This window comes from Rhodococcoides trifolii (assembly GCF_014635345.1).
GTDB lineage: Bacteria > Actinomycetota > Actinomycetes > Mycobacteriales > Mycobacteriaceae > Rhodococcoides > Rhodococcoides trifolii.
Genome location: NZ_BMCU01000002.1, coordinates 832,628 through 851,191, shown reverse-complemented (window position 1 = coordinate 851,191; position 18,564 = coordinate 832,628). Strand labels below are relative to the sequence as shown.

Here is an 18,564-nt window from a genome sequence, read left to right as displayed (position 1 = left end):
CGAGAGCCTAATCGGCGAACTCGATCACCTGACGAATGGCTCGTCCGTCCGCCAACTCGTCCATTCCGGCGTTGATCTCGTCCAGTGTGATCGTCGAGGACACGAGCTTCTCGACGGGGAAGTTGCCGTCGCGCCACATCTGCTCGTACCGCGGGATGTCGCGCGCCGGTACGGCGGAGCCGAGGTAACTGCCGACGATGGTGCGCGCCTCCGCCACGAGTCCCAGCGGCGAGATGGACGATCGGGCGTCGGGTGCGGGAAGTCCGACGGTGACGGTCGTTCCGCCGGGAGCGGTTGCCGCAACGGCAGTTTCGAATGCGCGGGCGTTGCCGGCGGCCTCGACCACGATGGTCGCACGGATGCCCTGGTCGGCAACTTCCTGCGGGGTGAACACCCGGGTGGCACCGAGTTCGCGGGCGGTGACGAGCTTCTCCGGTACGGAGTCGACCCCGATCACGTCACCATGTCCGAGCGATGCCGCGGTGAGGACTGCGGCCATGCCTACACCGCCGAGCCCCACCACCATGATCGAATCTCCGGGCTGCGGGTGCGCGGCATTGAGGATCGCGCCTCCCCCGGTCAGCACCGCACACCCCAGTACCGCTGCCACGGCAGGTGGGACGTCGGACCCCACCGGGACCACGGAGCGACGGTCCACCACGGCGTGGGTCGCGAAGCCGGACACACCGAGGTGGTGTTTGACCTCGTTGCCGTCACGGTGCAGTCGCAAGCCGCCGCCCAGCAAGGTGCCCTCGTTGTTGGCCGCGCTGCCATTGACGCACGGCATGCGCCCGTTCGAGTCGCAAGCCGGGCAATCACCGCAGCGGGGCAGAAACGTCATGACGACGCGCGTGCCGACTTCGACGTCGTCGACTCCGGATCCGAGTTGCTCCACGATGCCCGCGGCTTCGTGACCGAGGAGCATCGGGACCGGTCGGACACGGTTGCCGTCGACGACGGACAGATCCGAGTGGCACAGGCCTGCCGCTTCGATCCGGACCAGGATCTCGTTCTCCCCCGGCGGGTCGAGTTCGAGATCGGAGACGGTGATGGGCCGGGAATCGGCGAACGGACGCTGCCGGCCGATCTCCTCCAGAACTGCGCCGCGGATCTTCATGATGCCAACGTACTTACCTCTGATGCGACGGGAGGGAGGGGTTCAGCAGATGCGCCACCAGCGCCGTCCATCCCGTCTGATGACTGGCACCGAGACCCTCGCCGGTATCGCCGTCGAAGTACTCGTTGAACGTGGGATGCGCGGACCACAACGGGTCGTCACTGGACTCGATACGGTCCCCGTCGGCCGGGCGTTTTCCGTTCACGGTCCGGAACAGATCGGCCAGTCCACGCTCGATGATGTTGGCCGCCTCGCGCAGCGTGACGACGTTGCCGGAACCGGTGGGCACCTCGATGGTGAAGGTGTCACCGTAGTAGCGGCCGTACGCCCGAATCTTGTCCGCGAGCAGCACATTGACCGGAAACCACACGGGCCCACGCCAATTCGAGTTCCCACCGAACATTCCGGTACGCGACTCCCCCGGTTCGTAGCCGATGGACAGGCTGCGACCGTCGACATCCATCGTCATGCCGTCGCGGTACGACGCCGACAGCGACCTGATCCCGAACGACGACAGGAACTCCTCCGAGTCGAACATCCGCTCGAGAATGCGCCGCAGTTTGTCGGGTTCGACGAGACTGAGCATGGTCTTGACCTTGCCGCCGGAATTGCGAATCAGCATGGGACTGATCGTCTCCGGTCGCCGGCGCGCCACCCAGCGGAACCGCGACATCAGGTCCGGGCACTCCTCGGCGACCCACGGGTGAATTTCGGTCGCCGCCAGGATCGGGAGCAGGCCGACCATGGAACGCACCCGCATGGGGAGGGCTTCGCCGTTCGACTGCACCAACACGTCGTAGAAGAAGCCGTCCTCCTCGTTCCACAGCGAGGTGTGCGCCGATCCGAACGACCCGACCGCGTTCGCGATGGACAGGAAGTGCGTGAAGAACTTGGTCGCGACGTCGTCCCAGGCCGAGTCGTATCGGGCCAGCTCCAGAGCAATTTTCAGCATCTGCTGGCAGTAGAACGCCATCCAGCTCGTGGCGTCGGACTGCTCGAGTCGAAATCCGGGGGGCAGCGGATCGGACCGGTTGAACAGTCCGATGTTGTCCATCCCGAGGAATCCGCCCTCGAACAGGTTGGACCCCTCTGCGTCCTTGCGGTTGACCCACCACGAAAAATTGAGCAGTAGCTTGGTGAAGACCCGGACCAGAAAGCTGCGATCGCGGTGCCCGTCGATGCGGTACACCTGCCACGCGGCCCAGGCGTGAACCGGTGGGTTGACGTCTCCGAACTCCCACTCGTACGCCGGCAACTGGCCATTGGGGTGCATCGCCCACTCCCGGCACATCAGTACCAGCTGTTCCTTGGCGAAGTCCGGATCGACGTGAGCCAGCGGGATGGCGTGGAACGCGAGGTCCCAGGCTGCGAACCACGGGTACTCCCACTCGTCCGGCATCGAGACGATGTCGGCGAGAGACAGGTGTGACCACGAGGCGTTGCGCGCTTTGGGACCCGAGCGCGAGTCGGGCGCATGCGCTCCCACCGGGTCGCCCTCGAGCCACTGATTGACGTCGTACCGGTACAGCTGCTTGCACCACAGCAAACCTGCGTAGGCACGGCGGGCGATGTGTCGGTCCTGTTCGCCGAGTTCGGGACCGATCACGTGATCGTAGAAGTGGTCGGCCTCCCGGTGCCGGTCGGCCAGGACCGCGTCGAAGCCCGACCCGAAGGTCTCGCTGTCGGGAACGGTGGTCGTCATCCGCAGGCGGATGCGGCGCGTACCGCCGGGTTCGACGTCGTCGAAACGGTAGAAGAACGCTGCCTTGGTACCGACTCCGTCCGGGTTGACGGTGTCCTCGCCCGCCACGACGTACCGGTCGATCCCGTCCTTCGTGTACGCAGACAGATTTGCCTCCTCGCCGAACAGGTCGACGAGATTGGATTCGTTGTCGCAGAACAACAGTTCGGGGTTGCTCTCGCCGGCGAGGAAGTAGCGGCCGAGGAATCCGTGCTCGACCTCGACCGCGGCGAGGCCGCTGACGAGGAGGCCGTTCGTGATGTCGCGGATGGACCCGCCACGGGTGTCGCGCCCCCACGACCATGTGTTGCGCAGCCACAGGTGGGGAAGCACATCCACCGACGCGGACTCCGGCCCGTGATTGGTGACGTCGACGACGATGCAGACGTCGTCCGGTGATGCCTTGGCGTAGGTCATCTGGACATCGAAGAACCGGTTCTCGGCCAGGATGCCGGTGTCGCCCAATTCGAACTCACGGTCGTCGCGTCCGCGGGCGGCACTCTGTGCGCGCAGCTCGGAGTAGGGGTACTCGGCGTGCGGGTACCGGTAGAGCCACTGCATCCAACTGTGGGACGGGGTGCCGTCGATGGACCACCAGTATTCCTTGGCGTCCTCCCCGTGATTACCTTCCCCGTTGGTGAGACCGAAAAGTCGTTCCTTCAGAATCGGATCCTTCCGATTCCACAGCGCAACAGCGAAGTTGAGGAATCCGAACCGGTCGCAGATTCCGCCCAGCCCGTCCTCTCCCCAGCGGTACGCCCGCGATCGGGCGTGGTCGAAAGGAAACGAATCCCAGGCGTTGCCGTCGGCCGAATAGTCCTCGCGCACGGTGCCCCACTGCCGACCGGACAGGTAGGGACCCCAGGTTCGCCAGGCCCCGAGAACGCCGGGTGATTCGGCGAGGCGGGCGTGTTCTGCGGTGGGATGCTCCACTGGCGTCTCGTCGGTCACCGAGACAGTGTGACGGGTGGCTAGTTTCCTCGCAGCGCGGGGAACTGGTCGTCTCGATATTCTCCGCTGATGCCTGCCGACTCCGCCAACTCGCGATTCCGCAACTCGACCCGTCGGATCTTCCCGGACATGGTCTTGGGCAGCTCGTAGAACTCGATTCGACGGACACGTAGGTATGGTGCGAGGTGCTCGCGCGCGTACTTCAGGATCTGAAACGCCGTGTCCTCGTTCGGTTCCCATCCGGCGGCGAGCGCGATGTACGCCTTCGGGACGGCCAACCTGGTCTCGTCCGGAGCAGGAACCACTGCCGCCTCCGCCACGGCGGGGTGCTCGATCAGTACGCTCTCGAGTTCGAACGGTGAGACCTTGTAGTCGGACGCCTTGAAGACGTCGTCGGTACGGCCGACGTAGGTGATGTAGCCCTCCGCATCCCGCGAGGCGACGTCGCCGGTGTGGTAGTAGCCGCCGGCCATCACCTCGGAGTTGCGTTCGGCATTGCCGACGTACCCCGTCATCAGGTTGAGCGGCCGAACCGTGAGGTCGAGGCAGATCTCCCCCTCGTCGGCCAGTTCGCCCGTGGCCGGATCGACGAGGACGACGGGCACACCGGGAAGCGGCCGGCCCATCGACCCCGACTTCAGTTCGGAGCCGGGCGAATTCGCCACCAGAGCGGTGGTTTCGGTCTGCCCGAATCCGTCTCTGATCGTCAGGCCCCACTCGCTGCGGATACGCCCGATGACCTCCGGGTTCAGCGGCTCCCCCGCGCCGATTGTCTCACGCAGCACGCCGGGCCCACCGGACAAGTCGGCTTGAATCAGCATGCGCCACACGGTCGGTGGGGCGCAGAAGGTGGTGACGTTCGCCCGCCGGATCTGATTCAGAAGCGACGGGGCGTCGAACCGCGAGTAGTTGTAGACGAAGATTGTCGCCTCAGCGATCCACGGCGCGAAGAAGCAGCTCCACGCGTGCTTGGCCCACCCGGGCGAGCTGATGTTGAGGTGCACGTCTCCGGGCTTCACGCCGAGGAAGTACATCGTCGTGAGATGGCCGACCGGATAGGACACCTGCGTGTGCTCGACGAGCTTGGGCCGGCTCGTCGTACCCGAAGTGAAGTACAGCAGGAGCCGATCCGTTGCAGCGGTTACGGTCTCGAACGGAGTGGGGTCGGTCACGTCGGACGCATCGCCGTAGGAGACCCATCCGTCCACGGAGGCGCCGACCGCAATCCGCAGGAAATCGCCCGGCACGTCGTCGAACTTGGCCGTGTCGGCCGATCCGACGATGACAGCTTTGGCGCCACCCCGGGTGACCCGGTCGGTCAAGTCGGCTGGACCCGCGGCGGCTGCGGTCGGCATCAGCACGGCGCCGAGCTTCATGACGGCGAGCATGGACTCCCACAACTCGACCTGATTGCCGAGCATGAGCATGACGGCGTCGCCTTTGCCGATGCCGCTGCGCTCGAGCCAGCGGCCCACCTGATCGGAGCGGTGCGCGATCTCGTCGAACGTGTACTTCGCTTCGTCGCCGTTCTCCTCGACGATCCACAGCGCCGTGGTGTCGTTCCCGCGTGCGATGCGGTCGAACCAATCGACCGCCCAGTTGAAGGTTTCGCCTACCTCGGGCCAGACGAATTCGCGTACGGCAGTGTCGTAGTCGTCGCGCGAGGCGAGCAGTCGGTCGCGGGCGTCGCGGAAGGCGTCGTAGGCCGGTGTGATCTGCGTCATGAATCAGACCCTACGGCCACGCTCGGAATTTCCCCATCAGCCCCACGGTTGCCGACTAGTACGCTCCGCTAATCGAAAGAAGGCTCATCATGAAGATCGGCATCATCGGCGCAGGAGACATCGGCGGCACACTGACCCGGCGACTCACCGCGCTCGGCCACGACGTCCGCGTCTCGAATTCCCGCAGCCCCGAGACCCTGGCGGAACTGTCGACGGAAACCGGCGCCACCGCCGTGTGGGCGAAGGACGCTGCAGCCGACGCCGACCTGGTGATTCTGAGCATTCCGCAGAAGAACGTGCCGGACCTCGCCGACGGCATCGTCGACGCCCGCAAAGATGGTGCGCCGGTGATCGAAACGAACAACTACTACCCGCAGCAGCGCGACGGCGCCATCGACGCGATCGAGAACGGCACTGCCGAGAGCGTGTGGGTCTCCGAGCAGATCGGTGCACCGGTCTACAAGGTGTTCAACGGCATCTGGTGGAAGCATCTTCTGAACAGTGCGAAGCCCGCCGGATCGGCCGACCGCATCGCACTCCCCGTTGCCGGCGAGGACGGACCCCAGAAGAACGTGGTGTTCGAGCTGGTGGACGAGCTCGGATTCGACCCGGTCGACGGCGGATCACTCGCGCAGTCGTGGCGTCAGCAACCCGGAACCCCGGTCTACGGCAAGGACTTCGGACGCGACGACGCGGAGAAGGCGCTGGCCGAGGCCACCGAGGAACGCACCGCAGAATGGCGTGCCGCGAGCTAACCGACGTAGCCCAATTTCCGACCGATCTCGTCGGCTGCGCCCCGTGCCTCCGCGGCGACCTCCGCGAAGGTCTCGGGGCGCAGCCTGTAGGACGGGCCCGACACGCTCAGTGCCGCAACGACATCCGACGTATGGTCGCGCACGGGTGCCGACACGGCATTGAGCCCGATTTCGAGTTCCTCGTGCACCGATGCCCACCCGCTGTCGCGGATGGAGGCCAGTTCCTTCTCCAGCGCACCCAACGTTCCGATCGTTGTCTCGGTGAACGTTTCGAGGCGGTGGTTCAGTCTGTCCCGAAGGTCTTCTGCGCTGAGTCCACTGAGTAGAACCTTGCCGCTCGACGTTGCGTGCGCCGGGCTGCTCTGACCGACCCAGGTCCGCAACGCGACCTCGGACTCCGATCGGGCTTCGACCACGTTGATGGCCCTGTCCCCGTCGAGTACCGCGAGGTTCACCGTCTCGCCGACCTTGTCCGCGAGAACGTCGCAGATCGACTGTCCGAGCCGGGCCAGGTCGCGCTGTGCCGTCGCCGACCCGGCCAGGCGCACGATCGAGAATCCGAGCCGGTACTTGCCCCGTTCGCCCATCTGCTCGACGTAGCCGCGCGCATCCAGGACACCGATCAGCCTCGATACCGTGGACTTGTGCACACCGAGCTCGTCCGCGATGGCCGTGACACCCGCACTTCCGTGCCGGGCGATGATCTCCAGGACCAACAGAGCGCGATCGACGGACTGGACTGCGGCGCCCCCGCGCTCCGCGGGTGTCTGGGTGGTCGTGGTCGGGTGCATTGCGGTTCAGCTTAACTACCGCCCGGTATACCCGGCATGGGCACTCCTGAGTTGGCGGCGATGTACCCCACTCTCTTCTGCACGGACGCGACTTCGCGGATGGCATCCATCAGCACGCTCCGCTCCAGCGGGGTCAGTTCGGTCAGGACCACGACGTCGCCCGGAATGTGGTTCTGCTCGATCTGAGATACCTGATGCGCGAATCGAAGACGCTGCAACAGCTCGAAGACTTCGGTGAGGACCCGCGCGTCCTCGGTGCCGATCATTCCGTTGCCGGCCGCCGCGGCGAGTCGAGCGGGTGTCGACGCGGACGCGACGCCCACACTCAACCCTCCCCAGCGTGCGAGGTTGACGATGGGAGCCACTGCGTGCGTCTTGAGGTCGACGGTGTTTCCTCGCCGAGCCAGTACGTCACGCAAGGATCGCACTCGCGCCCGTGTCGCCAACGCCTCTCGCAACTGCAACCGCAGCGCCTCGGGAAAGTCGGTGGCCATCGAACGATAGGACTCCGGGACCGTGTGCAGATCGGCGTTCCCCCAGACGACCCGGCCGTCCACCAACAGGGACGACATGATGATTCCCCGGTCTCCCAACGGGTCGTTCAGCCACTCACGGGCCGCGACGCGCCACTCGCTGGAGGACCGTGAGAACCGAACGCTGCTCGCCACGGCGTTGTTGGTGTCCGCCGGCAGTCCGCACGCGTCGAGTATGCGGTGGACGTCGGTTGCGAGAGCCCGAAGGTCTGCCTCGCGCCCGGCGAGGTGATCGGCCCAGGAGAGAGCACTGTCGACGTCGGAGGACGGCATCGCCTCCCGCCTGCCGACGCTGCCGAGCGAGAGCCAGGCCACGTCACGGGCGTCGATCGGGTCGTGGGCGCCGCGGTCGACGAGCGCGATCTCGACGGCCCGGCGCACCACCGCGTCCACGACGACCGACAGGATGCCGCTCGCAGCGCTCGCTGCGGTCCCGGTGCTGTACATGTCGATCAGCAGCGGCCGTATTCCGGTGCTCGCGGACACGAGCGCCTCGGCCGAGGTCGACATCGCAATGCGCCGGCGCAGTGAGAAGCTCTGCGCGGTCGAATCGGACAGCAGCTCGGAATTCTCGACCACTCCGACCAGACCACCACGGATGTCGACGACGACCATGTGCCGCACCCCGAGCTCGAGCATTTCCATGAGGACACCTGCGGGGGTGCGATCGGGGTCGACGGTCCGGGCCGGGGCACTCATCACGCGTTCCACGGGGGCGTCGACCGGAACCCCCGCGGCGACGACGCGGGTGCGCAGATCCCGATCGGTGAAGATGCCGAATCGCCCGTGTCGAAGCGGTACGACGACGTAGGAGCTGCCCAGCTCGGTCATGGTGCACACCGCATCGCGGATGGACGTGCCCGGATCGACGGTCACCGGCTGCGGCCGGACCAGGGCACCGACGGAGCCGCTGTCGGAACGTCCCATCACCGGATCGCCCGCTGCGGTGGGCAGTGCGGCGCGGGGTCGGGTGTCGAGCGGTCGGCCACCGAAGGACGCGGAGATCACCCCAGCCAGATACTTCGTTCCCGCCGGTCGCGCGAAATACGGTCGCACCGAGTGTCCCGGCAGCCGGTGCACGACTGCGTCCGTGAGCGCACGGGCCACGAATACCGTTCGAGAATCGGACAGCAGCGCCGAGAATCCGAACAACCCGCCCGCGGCGACGACGTCGAGTGGCGCAGATCCCTCGGCATCGTCGGGATGCAGCAGCGCCACGGTTCCGGACCGCACCATCCACACTGCGTCGACGTCATCGACGCCCCGGCCGACGATGGTGTCCCCCGACCGGAAGTGCTCGGTCGTCGCGGACTCGGCGAGCTCGTGCAGCTCGCTCTCGGTCAGCGTCTGAAACGGTGGGTGTCGGCTGAGAAAGTCGGCCGTATCACTCACTCACGCACCAGATCCGCGCATCGCTCGGCCATCGTCATCACGGTGATGTTCGGGTTGACGGCGGGCAACTTGGGCATCGCCGACGCGTCGACCACGCGAAGATTGCGGACGCCTTTGACTCGGAGTTGCGGATCGAGAACCGCCATCGGGTCGGTCGGCGCTCCCATCTTGGCCGTGCCGGCCGGGTGGTAGACGGTGTTGTGCGTCTTGTGAACGTAGTCGAGCAGATCGTCGTCCGTCACCGCGTCCGGCCCCGGCGCGAGTTCGCGTGCAACCCACTCCTTCAACTGTGGCTGATCGGCAATCCGACGGGCGAGTTTGAGGCCCGCGAGCATGACGCGATCGTCGTGCCCGTCCGAGTCGGTGAAGTACCGAGGATCGACCTTCGCGCGGTCACGGTAATCGCGCGACCGCAACCGCACCGTCCCTCGCGAAAGCCCCTGTGTGACATTGGGTGTCAGACAGAACCCGTTGTCGGTCGTGGGATAACCCCACCGCAGCGTGTTCATGTCGAACGGCACGCTGCCATAGTGCATCATGACGTCCGGGTGGTTCAGACCGTCCTGCGTGGTGGCGAAGAGACCGATCTCCCACCATTGCGACGAGGTGGTGACCATCGGCTTCGACGCTTCCCAGAACACCAAGCCCTCGACGTGGTCGTCGAGGTTCGCGCCGACTCCGGGCGAGTCGACCCGAACGTGAATCCCCATTTCGCGCAGATGAACCGAGGGCCCGATGCCGGAAAGCATCAGGAGCTTCGGCGTGTCGATGGCACCCGCGGTCAGGATGACCTCGCGTCGGGCGATGGCCGTGTCGTGACCGGTGAGGTCGGGACGCTGGTACCGCACACCGGTCGCGGTGAGCGTGTCGTCGATCAGGACCTCGCTCACCCAGCAATCGGTGAGCACCTCCAGGTTGGACCGTGTCCCCAGGATCGGGTGCAGATACGCGTGCGAGGTGGACATGCGCAGACCGTCGTCGGACGCATTGATCTGGAACCATCCGGCGCCGTTCAGGACCGTACTGCCGCGATTGAACTGCACCGTCGGAAGGCCGACGCCCGCAGCAGATTCGATGACGGCAGTGCCGCACGGGTCGAGCGGCGGTACGTCACGCAGGTGGACCGTGCCCGCGACCCGATCGACGAACGGCAGGATCTGCTCGGCTCCCCAGCCTGTGGCCCCCATCGCCTCCCAGTCGTCGAGCGCCTCGGCAGGCGTATGAAAGGCGATGCAGGAGTTGTGCGACGAGCACCCACCGAGCACCTTGGCGCGGGCGTGCCGCATGAAGCTGTTGCCCTTCTCCTGCGGCTCGACCGGGTAGTCCCAGTCGTAGCCGGAGTCGAGGAGGTGCATCCACTCGGACAGTTCGAGGATGGCCTTGTTGTCGACGTCGGTCGGGCCGGCTTCGACGAGCGCCACGGTGACGGACGGGTCCTCGCTGAGCCGTGCCGCCAGCACGCACCCTGCGGTGCCGCCACCGGCGATGACGTAATCGAAGGTGCGTTCGGTCACGCCGTTGTCTCCTTGGCCTCTACTGCATGGGATTTCAGCGTACCGATGTTCTTCTTGCCGACCGTGAAGTACCAGAGGTAACCGAGTCCCAGGATCACACCGATGTACACGAACGCTCCCCAGGTGTTGTACCAGGGCGTTCCGTACACCGCCTCGCGCGGCCACGCGAGATTCAGGGCCATCCCGGCGCCCCACACGACGGCGAAGATGTTGACCGGCAGACCCCACCGGCCCATCGTGAAGTAGCCACCCTCCTTCAGGTCCTTCGGCGGCCACTGCCCCTGCAGCCGCTTCTTCAGGAGCGGCCCGGTCACCATCAGATAGGCCAGGTAGATCATGATGATGGCGATCGAGGTGAGCACCGTGAAGATCTGCGGCTGACCGATGTTGATGACCAGAATGACGATTGCGATCAGCCCGATCACGACGGCCGGGACCACCGGGGTCTGGAACCTCGGGTGCACGCGAGCGAGCTTCTCCCCGAACGGAAGTGCGTTGTCTCGCGCCATGGCGAAGGTGAGTCGGATGGCGGCGGTGTGCACGGCCAGCGAGCACACGGTGACCGCTACGCCGATGCAGATCAGGAAGATCGTGCCAAGCGGTCCCCACATGACCGCTTCGACGATTCCCTGCAGGTTGCCGCTCTGCTCGCCCAGGGCGGGATCGTTCAGGTCGGGTGCGGCCATGATGGCGAACACCAGGATGGCGCCGCCGATGACGAACGACGCGAGGATGGCGCGCAGAATCGCCTTCGGGGCGGTGCGACGCGGCTCGACGGTCTCTTCGCCGAGCGAACTCGCGGTGTCGAATCCGTACATGACGTACCCGGACGCGAGCGAGGCGACGAGGAACGCGCCCAGGTAGCCCGAACTCTCCCCCGCGCCGTATCCGTTGGTGGAGAAGAAGACGCTGGGTCCGCGAGTGATGTTGGCCGCCAGCAGGATCGCGATGAGTACGGCCGCGATGAGCTCGATGAACACTCCGGCGCTGTTGATCCTCGACATGAGTTTGACGCCGCACGCGTTGATGACCGTGGTGAACACGATCATGATGGCGCCGAGTAGCACTGCGTTGGCGGCGAAGTCGGTGTCGCCGGTGCCGTCACCGATGATCTGGAACCCGCTCCACAGACGGGGCAGATTCAGTTGCAGGGCAAGAACGACGGCAGAGAGCGTCACGATGGATGCGGTGAGCATCAACCACCCGGACGACCAGCCGACGATGCGACTGCCGAGCAATTTGGCCCAGTTGTAGACCGACCCGGCCACGGGGTACTTGGCGGCGAGTTCCATGAAGCAGAGCGCCACCGCCATCTGACCCACGAACACGATGGGCCAGGACCACAGGTAGGCGGGGCCGGCCGTTCCGAAACCGAAGTAGAACAGCTGGAACGTGCCGGTGAGAATCGAGATGTAGCTGACACCCGCCGCGAAACTCGCGAACTTGCCGAGACTTCGGTCGAGCGATTCCTTGTACCCGAAATCGTCGAGTCCACTGCTGCCGTCGTTGCCTGCGTTGGTCGTGGTCACTTCTACCTCCGGTTGTACGGTGCCGCGTGATCACCTGCTCCGACGCTGCAGCGGTGAGCCGATCGTAGGGTCAGGACGCGCCGAACCACCCCGCTTTCGGCGACGTCGTGTTGTTCCAAATATGTTTCGTCTCCTGATATTCGGACAAACCGGTCGGGCCGAGTTCACGCCCGTTGCCGGACTTCTTGAATCCGCCCCATTCCGCCGCGGCCGTGTAGTAACCGAAGTCGTTGAGCCACACCGTTCCGTGGCGCAGACCGCGCACCATGCGCTCGGCCCTCGCCGGATCGGCAGTGCGCACTCCCGCGGCCAAGCCGTACTCGGTGTCGTTGCCGAGGCGCAATGCCTCGTCGTCGGTGGTGAATCGCTCGACAGTCAGGATCGGACCGAACGTCTCCTCCTGCACGATGCGCATCTCGCGCGAGCAGTGGTCGAACACGGTCGGCAGGAAGAAGCTCCCGTCGGCCAAGGCGGGGTCCGACGGCCGGGTACCTCCGGTCAGAAGCGTCGCGCCCTCGGACTTTCCCAACTCGACGTACTTCTCGATCTTTTCTCGCTGCGCCGTCGACACCAGCGGTCCCGTCTCGCTGGCGTCGTCGAGTCCGGGGCCCATCCGGATGGCCTCGGCGCGCGTGACCAACTCGGCGACGAACTCGTCGGCAACGGACTCCTCGACGATCAGTCGTGTCCCTGCCGAACAGACCTGACCCGAATGCAGGAACACCCCAGTGAGGACTTGGTCGACGGACGCGTCCATTCCTTCGGCGGTGGCGACCGCATCCGCGAAGACGATGTGCGGGTTCTTTCCGCCGAGTTCCACGGCCACCTTGGTGACGTGTTTCGCAGCGGTCTCGAGGATGATGCGACCGGTCGCGAGCCCGCCGGTGAACGAGATGAAATCGACGTCGCCGGTGTCGGTCAGGGCACTGCCGAGAGTGGCGCCGCTGCCCTGAACGAGGTTCACCACTCCTGCCGGTGCGCCCGCTTCCTCGACGAGGCGCACGAACGCAATGGTGCTGAGCGGAGTCACCTCGCTGGGCTTGAGCACCATGGTGCAGCCGGCGGCCAACGCCGGAGCGACCTTCCACGACATCTGCAGCAGCGGATAGTTCCACGGGGCGATCAGAACGCACACCCCGATGGGCTCGTGTACCACCCGCGAGATCACGGCCGGATTGCCGACGTCGACCACCCGATCAGGCGACACGGTGGCCAACTGGGCGTAGTACCGGAACACCGACACCACATCGTCGATGTCGATTCTGCTCTCCGGCAACGTCTTTCCGGTGTCCAGCGTCTCGATCAGCGACAGTTCTTCCTTGTCGCGCTCGAGCAGATCGGCGATCCGAGCCAGCAGCGCGGTGCGCTCGGCCATCGGCGTCGCCGGCCACTCACCACCGTCGAACGCTGCACGTGCGGCGGCGACCGCGGCGGTCGCGTCGGCCGGGGATGCCTCGTCGACGGTCACGATGACGTCACCCGTCGCCGGGTCGATCAACTCCCGCGTCTCCCCGGACGTCGACGCTCTCCAGCTGCCGTCGATGTACTGAACCGTCCCGAACAGCCTGTCCGTGTCCAACGTGGGTGTCACCGGGGTCCTCTCGCTAATGTCCGACCGGCCTCCGGCCTTCCCGCAGGCTCAACCGTTCGTTCAGCCAAGCATGAAAATCCCCGATGTGGTGTTCGGCGGGGACGAGCACGCCCCCGTTACGGTAAGCCCGCGACGACATCGCGGGTTGAGTACGTTCGCACGCGTCGAAATCTTGGACGTTGACCCGGTGGAACAACTCGACGGAGCGTGCGGTGTCCGCGCCCGCCGCGACCACGTCGGGAGCGTAGAGCCAGTCGCATTCCACGACGGTGCGGTCCGCCGACATCGGGAACATCCGGTGCACGATCACGTGGTCGGGAACAAGGTTGACGAAGACGGTCGGCTTGATCGTGATGGCGTAGTAGCGGCGATCCTGATCGGGGTCGAGACCGGGCAGGGACTCGAACCCGTCGGACCCGTCGACGGTGAAACCGCGTACCTCTTCGCCGAACTCGGCGCCGTGGCCGACGAAGTACTGGGCCGCCAGTCCGTCCGCGAACTCGGGAAGGACCTCGGTCAGTTCGGGGTGAATGGTGGCGCAGTGATAGCACTCCATGAAGTTCTCGACGATCAATTTCCAGTTCGCCGCGACGTCGTACACCTCGCGATGGCCGAGCGCGAGACCGTCCACTCCGTAGTGGCCGACCGCCTCGGCTGTCCCGAGACGTTCGGTGACTGCGCCGATGACGTCGTCCTCGAACGGTGGTGGTTCGTCGGCCAGGCACAGCCAGGCGTACCCGAGCCATTCACGCAGTGCGACCGGAATCAGGCCCCAGGCGACACGGTCGAGGTCGGCGCCCGAATCGTCCTTGAGCGACGCGAGATTCGGGGCGGCGATCAGTTTGCCGTCCAGCCCGTAGGTCCACGCGTGGTACGGACACTGCAGGTTGCGCTTGACCTGGCCCGACTCCTCGGTGCAGATCATCGCCCCGCGGTGACGGCACACGTTCAGGAACGCCCGCAGTGCGCCGTCTCGACCGCGCACCACCAACACGCTCTCGCGGCCCACGGTGACGCGTCGGAACGCACCCGGCGTCTCCAGATCCGCACTACGAACGCTGCAGAACCACATCTCTTCGAAGACGCGCTCCTGCTCCGCGGCGAAGATGTCCGCGCTGGTGTAGTACTCGCCCGCCAAAGTCGGCATCAACGACGTGGCGTCAGGGGTGTCCTCTACCGCGGTCATACTGTCACCAACCGTCGCGGATCGAACAGCGCGATCGGATGCTCGGTGCGGCCGGTCGTCGCGAGGTCGGCGAGGATCTCACCGACCACCGGAACGAACTTGAAGCCGTGTCCGGAGAAACCGCACGCCACAGTCACGTTGGCGGCGTCGGGGTGTCGGGCGATCACGAAGTGTTCGTCCGGGGTGTTCGAGTACATGCAGGTTGCCGTGTCGAGGCAATCACCGTCGAGGGCCGGCAACGTTTCGCTGACTCGCGTCCGCATCGCTTCGATCTCCTCGGGGTAGACGGTCCGGTCGATGGTGTCCGGGGTACATTCCTGACCCTTGCGGAAGAAGGCGACCTTCACACCACCGTCGGGGCCGTCGATTGCGGGAAAGCCGTAGTCCTGCATGCCGTCCGCTGCTTCGTGGATGAAGATCGGGTGGTGCTCGAACGGCGTGGTGCCGCCGACCGGATCGAACCAGTACAGAACTTGACGCTCGACGACGATCGGCACACCGAACTGCTCGAGCAGACCGGGCGCCCAGGCACCGGGGCAGATGACGACCTGACCCGCCGTGTACGAGCCCTTGTCGGTGACGACTCGGACGCCGCCGTCGATCTCCGCCCATTCGAGGACCGTTTCACCGAATTGCAGTGTGGCGCCGCGCTTGATCGCCAGATCGATGTGGGCCTGCACGGTGAGCTCGGGGCGGGCGAAACCGGCGGCCGCTTCGAACAGCGCGATCTCGTCGTCGTTCAGGTCGAACGCCGGGAACCGCGACTTCACCTGTGCTGCATCGAGAATCTCGTGCGGCAGCGACCACTGCTGCGAGGCTTTCAGGCTGCCGGCGACGGTGACCGAGTCCTCGCGTCCGATGAACAGGCCACCGGTGATCCGGTACACCTCCTCCCCCGACTCCTGCGCGAGTTGCGCCCAGAGTTCGTACGACCGCAGCAACAACGGGACGTAAGCGGGGTCTTCGAAGTACGACTGACGAATGATGCGGGATCCGCCATGGCTGGACCCCTTGTCGTGCGCCGGGGTGAATTTTTCCAGGCCCAGAACGTTCTGGCCGCGGTCGGCGAGATGGAAGGCCGCTGCACTGCCCATTCCGCCGAGCCCGATGACGATGACGTCGTAGTGCAAGTCTCTATCTCCTGATCAGCTCGCCGGACGGGTCGACGACAGCGTCGTCGGCGACCGTCGCGGTCAGGTCGTGGCCGAAATATGTTGCGGTGACGCTGTCTCCGACGGAAACGGTGAGCGGCAGCCACGCGTAGGCGATCGTGCGACCGATCGTGGCGGAATACCCCGCGCTGGTGACGTACCCGACCACCGCGCCGTCGACGGACACCGGTTCCTTGCCCAGAACGACAGCGTCTGCCGAATCGAACACGATGGTGCGCAGTCGTTTCGTCGCCGGTCGGCCTGCGAGGGCCTCTTTCCCGACGAACTCCTTGTTGTCACGGACCGCGAACTCCACTCCTGCTTCCGCCGGGGTGTGCTCGGAGTTCATGTCGTGTCCCCACGATCGGTAGCCCTTTTCGAGCCGCAGACTGTCGAACGCGAGTCGCCCCGCCGCGATCACACCGTGTTCCGCTCCGGCAGACCACAGCAGATCCCAGAGCGCCCCGCCGTGTTCGGCGCCGGTGTAGATCTCCCATCCGAGTTCGCCGACGTAGGAGACACGCAACATCGTCACCGGAATGGCCCCGATGTACGTCTGCACGGCGCGGAAGTATTTGAAGCCCTCGTGCGAGACGTCCGCGTCGCACAGCGGCGCAACGAGATCGCGCGCGCGCGGACCCCAGACACCGATACAGCAGGTGGCGCCGGTGATGTCGCGGACCGTGACGTCACCGGGTAGGCGGCGTGTCATCCAGTCGATGTCGAGGGGGCCGTTGGCTCCGACCTGATATCGGTCGGTCGCCAGGCGTGCGACGGTGAGATCGCTGCGCACACCGCCGAGTTCGTCGAGCATCAGGGTGTAGGTGACGCTGCCGATGGATTTGTCGACATTGTTGGTCGTCACTTGCTGCAGGAACGCTGCGGCGCCGGGCCCGGCTACCTCGTACCGAGTGAGGGGCGTCATGTCGAACATCGCGACGCGCTGACGCGTCACGGTGGCCTCGGCGACCGAGATCGGCGACCAGAACGAAGCGGACCAGTCGTCGCGGGGAGGAGCGGTCGAAGCTTCGGATGCGTTGGAGGCGTACCAGGCCGGCCGCTCCCAGCCGCCGCCCTGCACGAACTGAGCGCCCAACGCGACTTCCTGCGCGTGAAAAGGACTGCGGCGCAACCCTCTCAGCTTCTCGCGTTGCTGGCGCGGGTGCACGATGTCGTACACCTCGACAAATGCCTGCTTGCTCGTCTCCAGGATGAAATCGGCGCTGCGCTCGGTCTCCTCGAATCGGTAGAGGTCCGATTCGTGGATGTCGACCTCGGGTGCGCCGTCGATCATCCACTCGGCCACGGCTTTCGCGATGCCGGCCGAGTGTGTCACCCAGATCGCCTCGGCGACCCAGAAACCGGACAGCTCACGGTGTTCGCCGACGATGGAATGACCGTCGGGGGTGAAGGAGAAGATGCCGTTGAAACCCGACTCGACCTTCGAATCTCCCAGCGAGGGAAGCAGAGCCATGGATTCGCGCCACGCGGGGGCGAAGTCGTCTTCGGTGAACGGCAACATCGACGGCATCTGCTCGCCCGCCGTGTCGGACTCGAGTGTCGCCATGTCGACAGGCATGGGGTCGTGTCCGTAGTACCCGATCCCGATGCGATCACCGTGCTCGCGGTAGTAGAGGTCCTGATCCTGGTGCCGCAGAATCGGCAGACCCGCTTCGGCGACGTCGCTGTTGCGCCCGACCAGCGGTGCGATCTGTCCGGTCATCGCGTATTGGTGAGCCATGGGGACCAGTGGGACGGTGAGCCCCACCTGCTTGCCCAACTGCGCACCCCAGAACCCCGCTGCGGAGACCACGATGTCGGCGGGCACGTCGCCGTTCGGGGTGCGCACACCGGTCACGCGACCGCCCGCACTGAGGATCTCGGTGACGGGCGTGTGGCCGCGGAACACGGCTCCGCGCGCTTCGGCGAGCCGCGCCTGAGCTTCGGCTGCGCGTACTGCTTTGGCGAGTCCGTCGCTGGGAGTGTGGAATCCGCCGAGAATGCGCTCACGGTCGACCAGCGGGTGCAACGCGACGCATTCTGCTGGGTCGAGAAGCGTTCCCTGGATTCCCCAGGACTGTGCCCATCCCGCCTTGCGCTGGAGGTCCTCCCACCGCTCGGGTGTGGTGGCGACTTCGAGTCCGCCGAGGGTGTTGAAGCACCACCCGCCCTCGTGGTGCAGTCCGCGAAACTTGTCTGCGGTGTATGCAGCGAAGTTGGACATCGAGCGCGACGAGTTCGTCTGGAACACGAGGCCGGGTGCGTGGGAGGTGGAACCACCGGTCGAGAAGAGGGGACCTCGGTCCAGAACGGTGACGTCGGTCCACCCCCGGGAGGTGATTTCGTCCGCGAGGGAGGTGCCGACGATCCCGGCTCCGACAACGACGACGCGAGGTGAAGACACGCGGGACCTCTCATGTTGCAACTGTTGGGCTGTGTGTTGCGCTTTGCGCAACACGTCGTTCACTACGCAACAGTCTCCGGCGTCTGGATGAGTCCGTCAACCCGTGGAACAAAGAAAGGAACACGCCGCCCGCATCGGTTGACGAACCCCCGGTGTATCACGCATTCTGTTGCGCATCGGGATCC

The 18,564-nt window shown here is 65.6% G+C and carries 12 protein-coding genes; 1 reads left to right on the top strand and 11 read right to left on the bottom strand.

The features are described 5' to 3' along the window. Positions 1–7: 7 nt before the first annotated feature. From IEW02_RS11185 to IEW02_RS11175, 3 genes are read right to left on the bottom strand one after another with little or no spacing between them, the layout of a single operon-like run. A complete protein-coding gene (locus IEW02_RS11185; RefSeq protein WP_188544842.1) occupies positions 8–1,117 on the bottom strand; it encodes an alcohol dehydrogenase catalytic domain-containing protein in 1,110 nt (369 codons plus the stop codon). Positions 1,118–1,130: 13 nt separating this feature from the next. Continuing rightward, complete coding sequence (locus IEW02_RS11180) at positions 1,131–3,809, bottom strand: MGH1-like glycoside hydrolase domain-containing protein (RefSeq protein ID WP_229745945.1); 2,679 nt, start codon at positions 3,807–3,809, stop codon at positions 1,131–1,133. Positions 3,810–3,829: 20 nt separating this feature from the next. Further along, entirely contained in the window at positions 3,830–5,533 is a 1,704-nt protein-coding gene (locus IEW02_RS11175; RefSeq protein WP_308933173.1) for an AMP-binding protein, read from the bottom strand. 89 nt (positions 5,534–5,622) lie between these two features. On the opposite strand from IEW02_RS11175, the gene IEW02_RS11170 reads away from it, so the two are divergent. Then, positions 5,623–6,288, top strand: coding sequence for an NADPH-dependent F420 reductase (locus tag IEW02_RS11170; protein ID WP_188544841.1), 666 nt, complete (start codon positions 5,623–5,625; stop codon positions 6,286–6,288). Here IEW02_RS11170 and IEW02_RS11165 read toward each other — a convergent pair. The 8 genes from IEW02_RS11165 to IEW02_RS11130 form a co-directional block, all read right to left on the bottom strand. Then, positions 6,285–7,079 (bottom strand): IclR family transcriptional regulator, encoded by a 795-nt coding sequence (locus IEW02_RS11165; protein WP_188544840.1) that lies wholly within the window; start codon positions 7,077–7,079, stop codon positions 6,285–6,287. The two genes, IEW02_RS11170 and IEW02_RS11165, sit on opposite strands and share 4 nt — an antisense overlap. Positions 7,080–7,090: 11 nt before the next feature. Beyond that, positions 7,091–9,004, bottom strand: coding sequence for a putative nucleotidyltransferase substrate binding domain-containing protein (locus IEW02_RS11160; protein WP_188544839.1), 1,914 nt, complete (start codon positions 9,002–9,004; stop codon positions 7,091–7,093). Next, entirely contained in the window at positions 9,001–10,518 is a 1,518-nt protein-coding gene (locus tag IEW02_RS11155) for a GMC family oxidoreductase (protein ID WP_188544838.1), read from the bottom strand. Before IEW02_RS11155 ends, IEW02_RS11160 begins: the two co-directional genes overlap by 4 nt. Beyond that, positions 10,515–12,047, bottom strand: a complete 1,533-nt coding sequence (locus IEW02_RS11150; RefSeq protein ID WP_188544837.1) for an APC family permease — start codon at positions 12,045–12,047, stop codon at positions 10,515–10,517. Before IEW02_RS11150 ends, IEW02_RS11155 begins: the two co-directional genes overlap by 4 nt. Positions 12,048–12,117: 70 nt before the next feature. Next, on the bottom strand, positions 12,118–13,638 hold the full coding sequence (locus tag IEW02_RS11145) for an aldehyde dehydrogenase family protein (protein ID WP_371829932.1): 1,521 nt from the start codon (positions 13,636–13,638) through the stop codon (positions 12,118–12,120). Positions 13,639–13,651: 13 nt separating this feature from the next. Then, positions 13,652–14,824, bottom strand: coding sequence for an aromatic ring-hydroxylating oxygenase subunit alpha (locus IEW02_RS11140; RefSeq protein ID WP_188544836.1), 1,173 nt, complete (start codon positions 14,822–14,824; stop codon positions 13,652–13,654). Further along, positions 14,821–15,918 (bottom strand): N-methyl-L-tryptophan oxidase, encoded by a 1,098-nt coding sequence (gene solA, locus IEW02_RS11135; protein WP_229746011.1) that lies wholly within the window; start codon positions 15,916–15,918, stop codon positions 14,821–14,823. The genes IEW02_RS11140 and solA overlap by 4 nt, the downstream gene beginning before the upstream one ends. A gap of 40 nt (positions 15,919–15,958) precedes the next feature. Further along, a complete protein-coding gene (locus IEW02_RS11130) occupies positions 15,959–18,379 on the bottom strand; it encodes a GcvT family protein (RefSeq protein ID WP_188544834.1) in 2,421 nt (806 codons plus the stop codon). Positions 18,380–18,564: the final 185 nt, after the last annotated feature.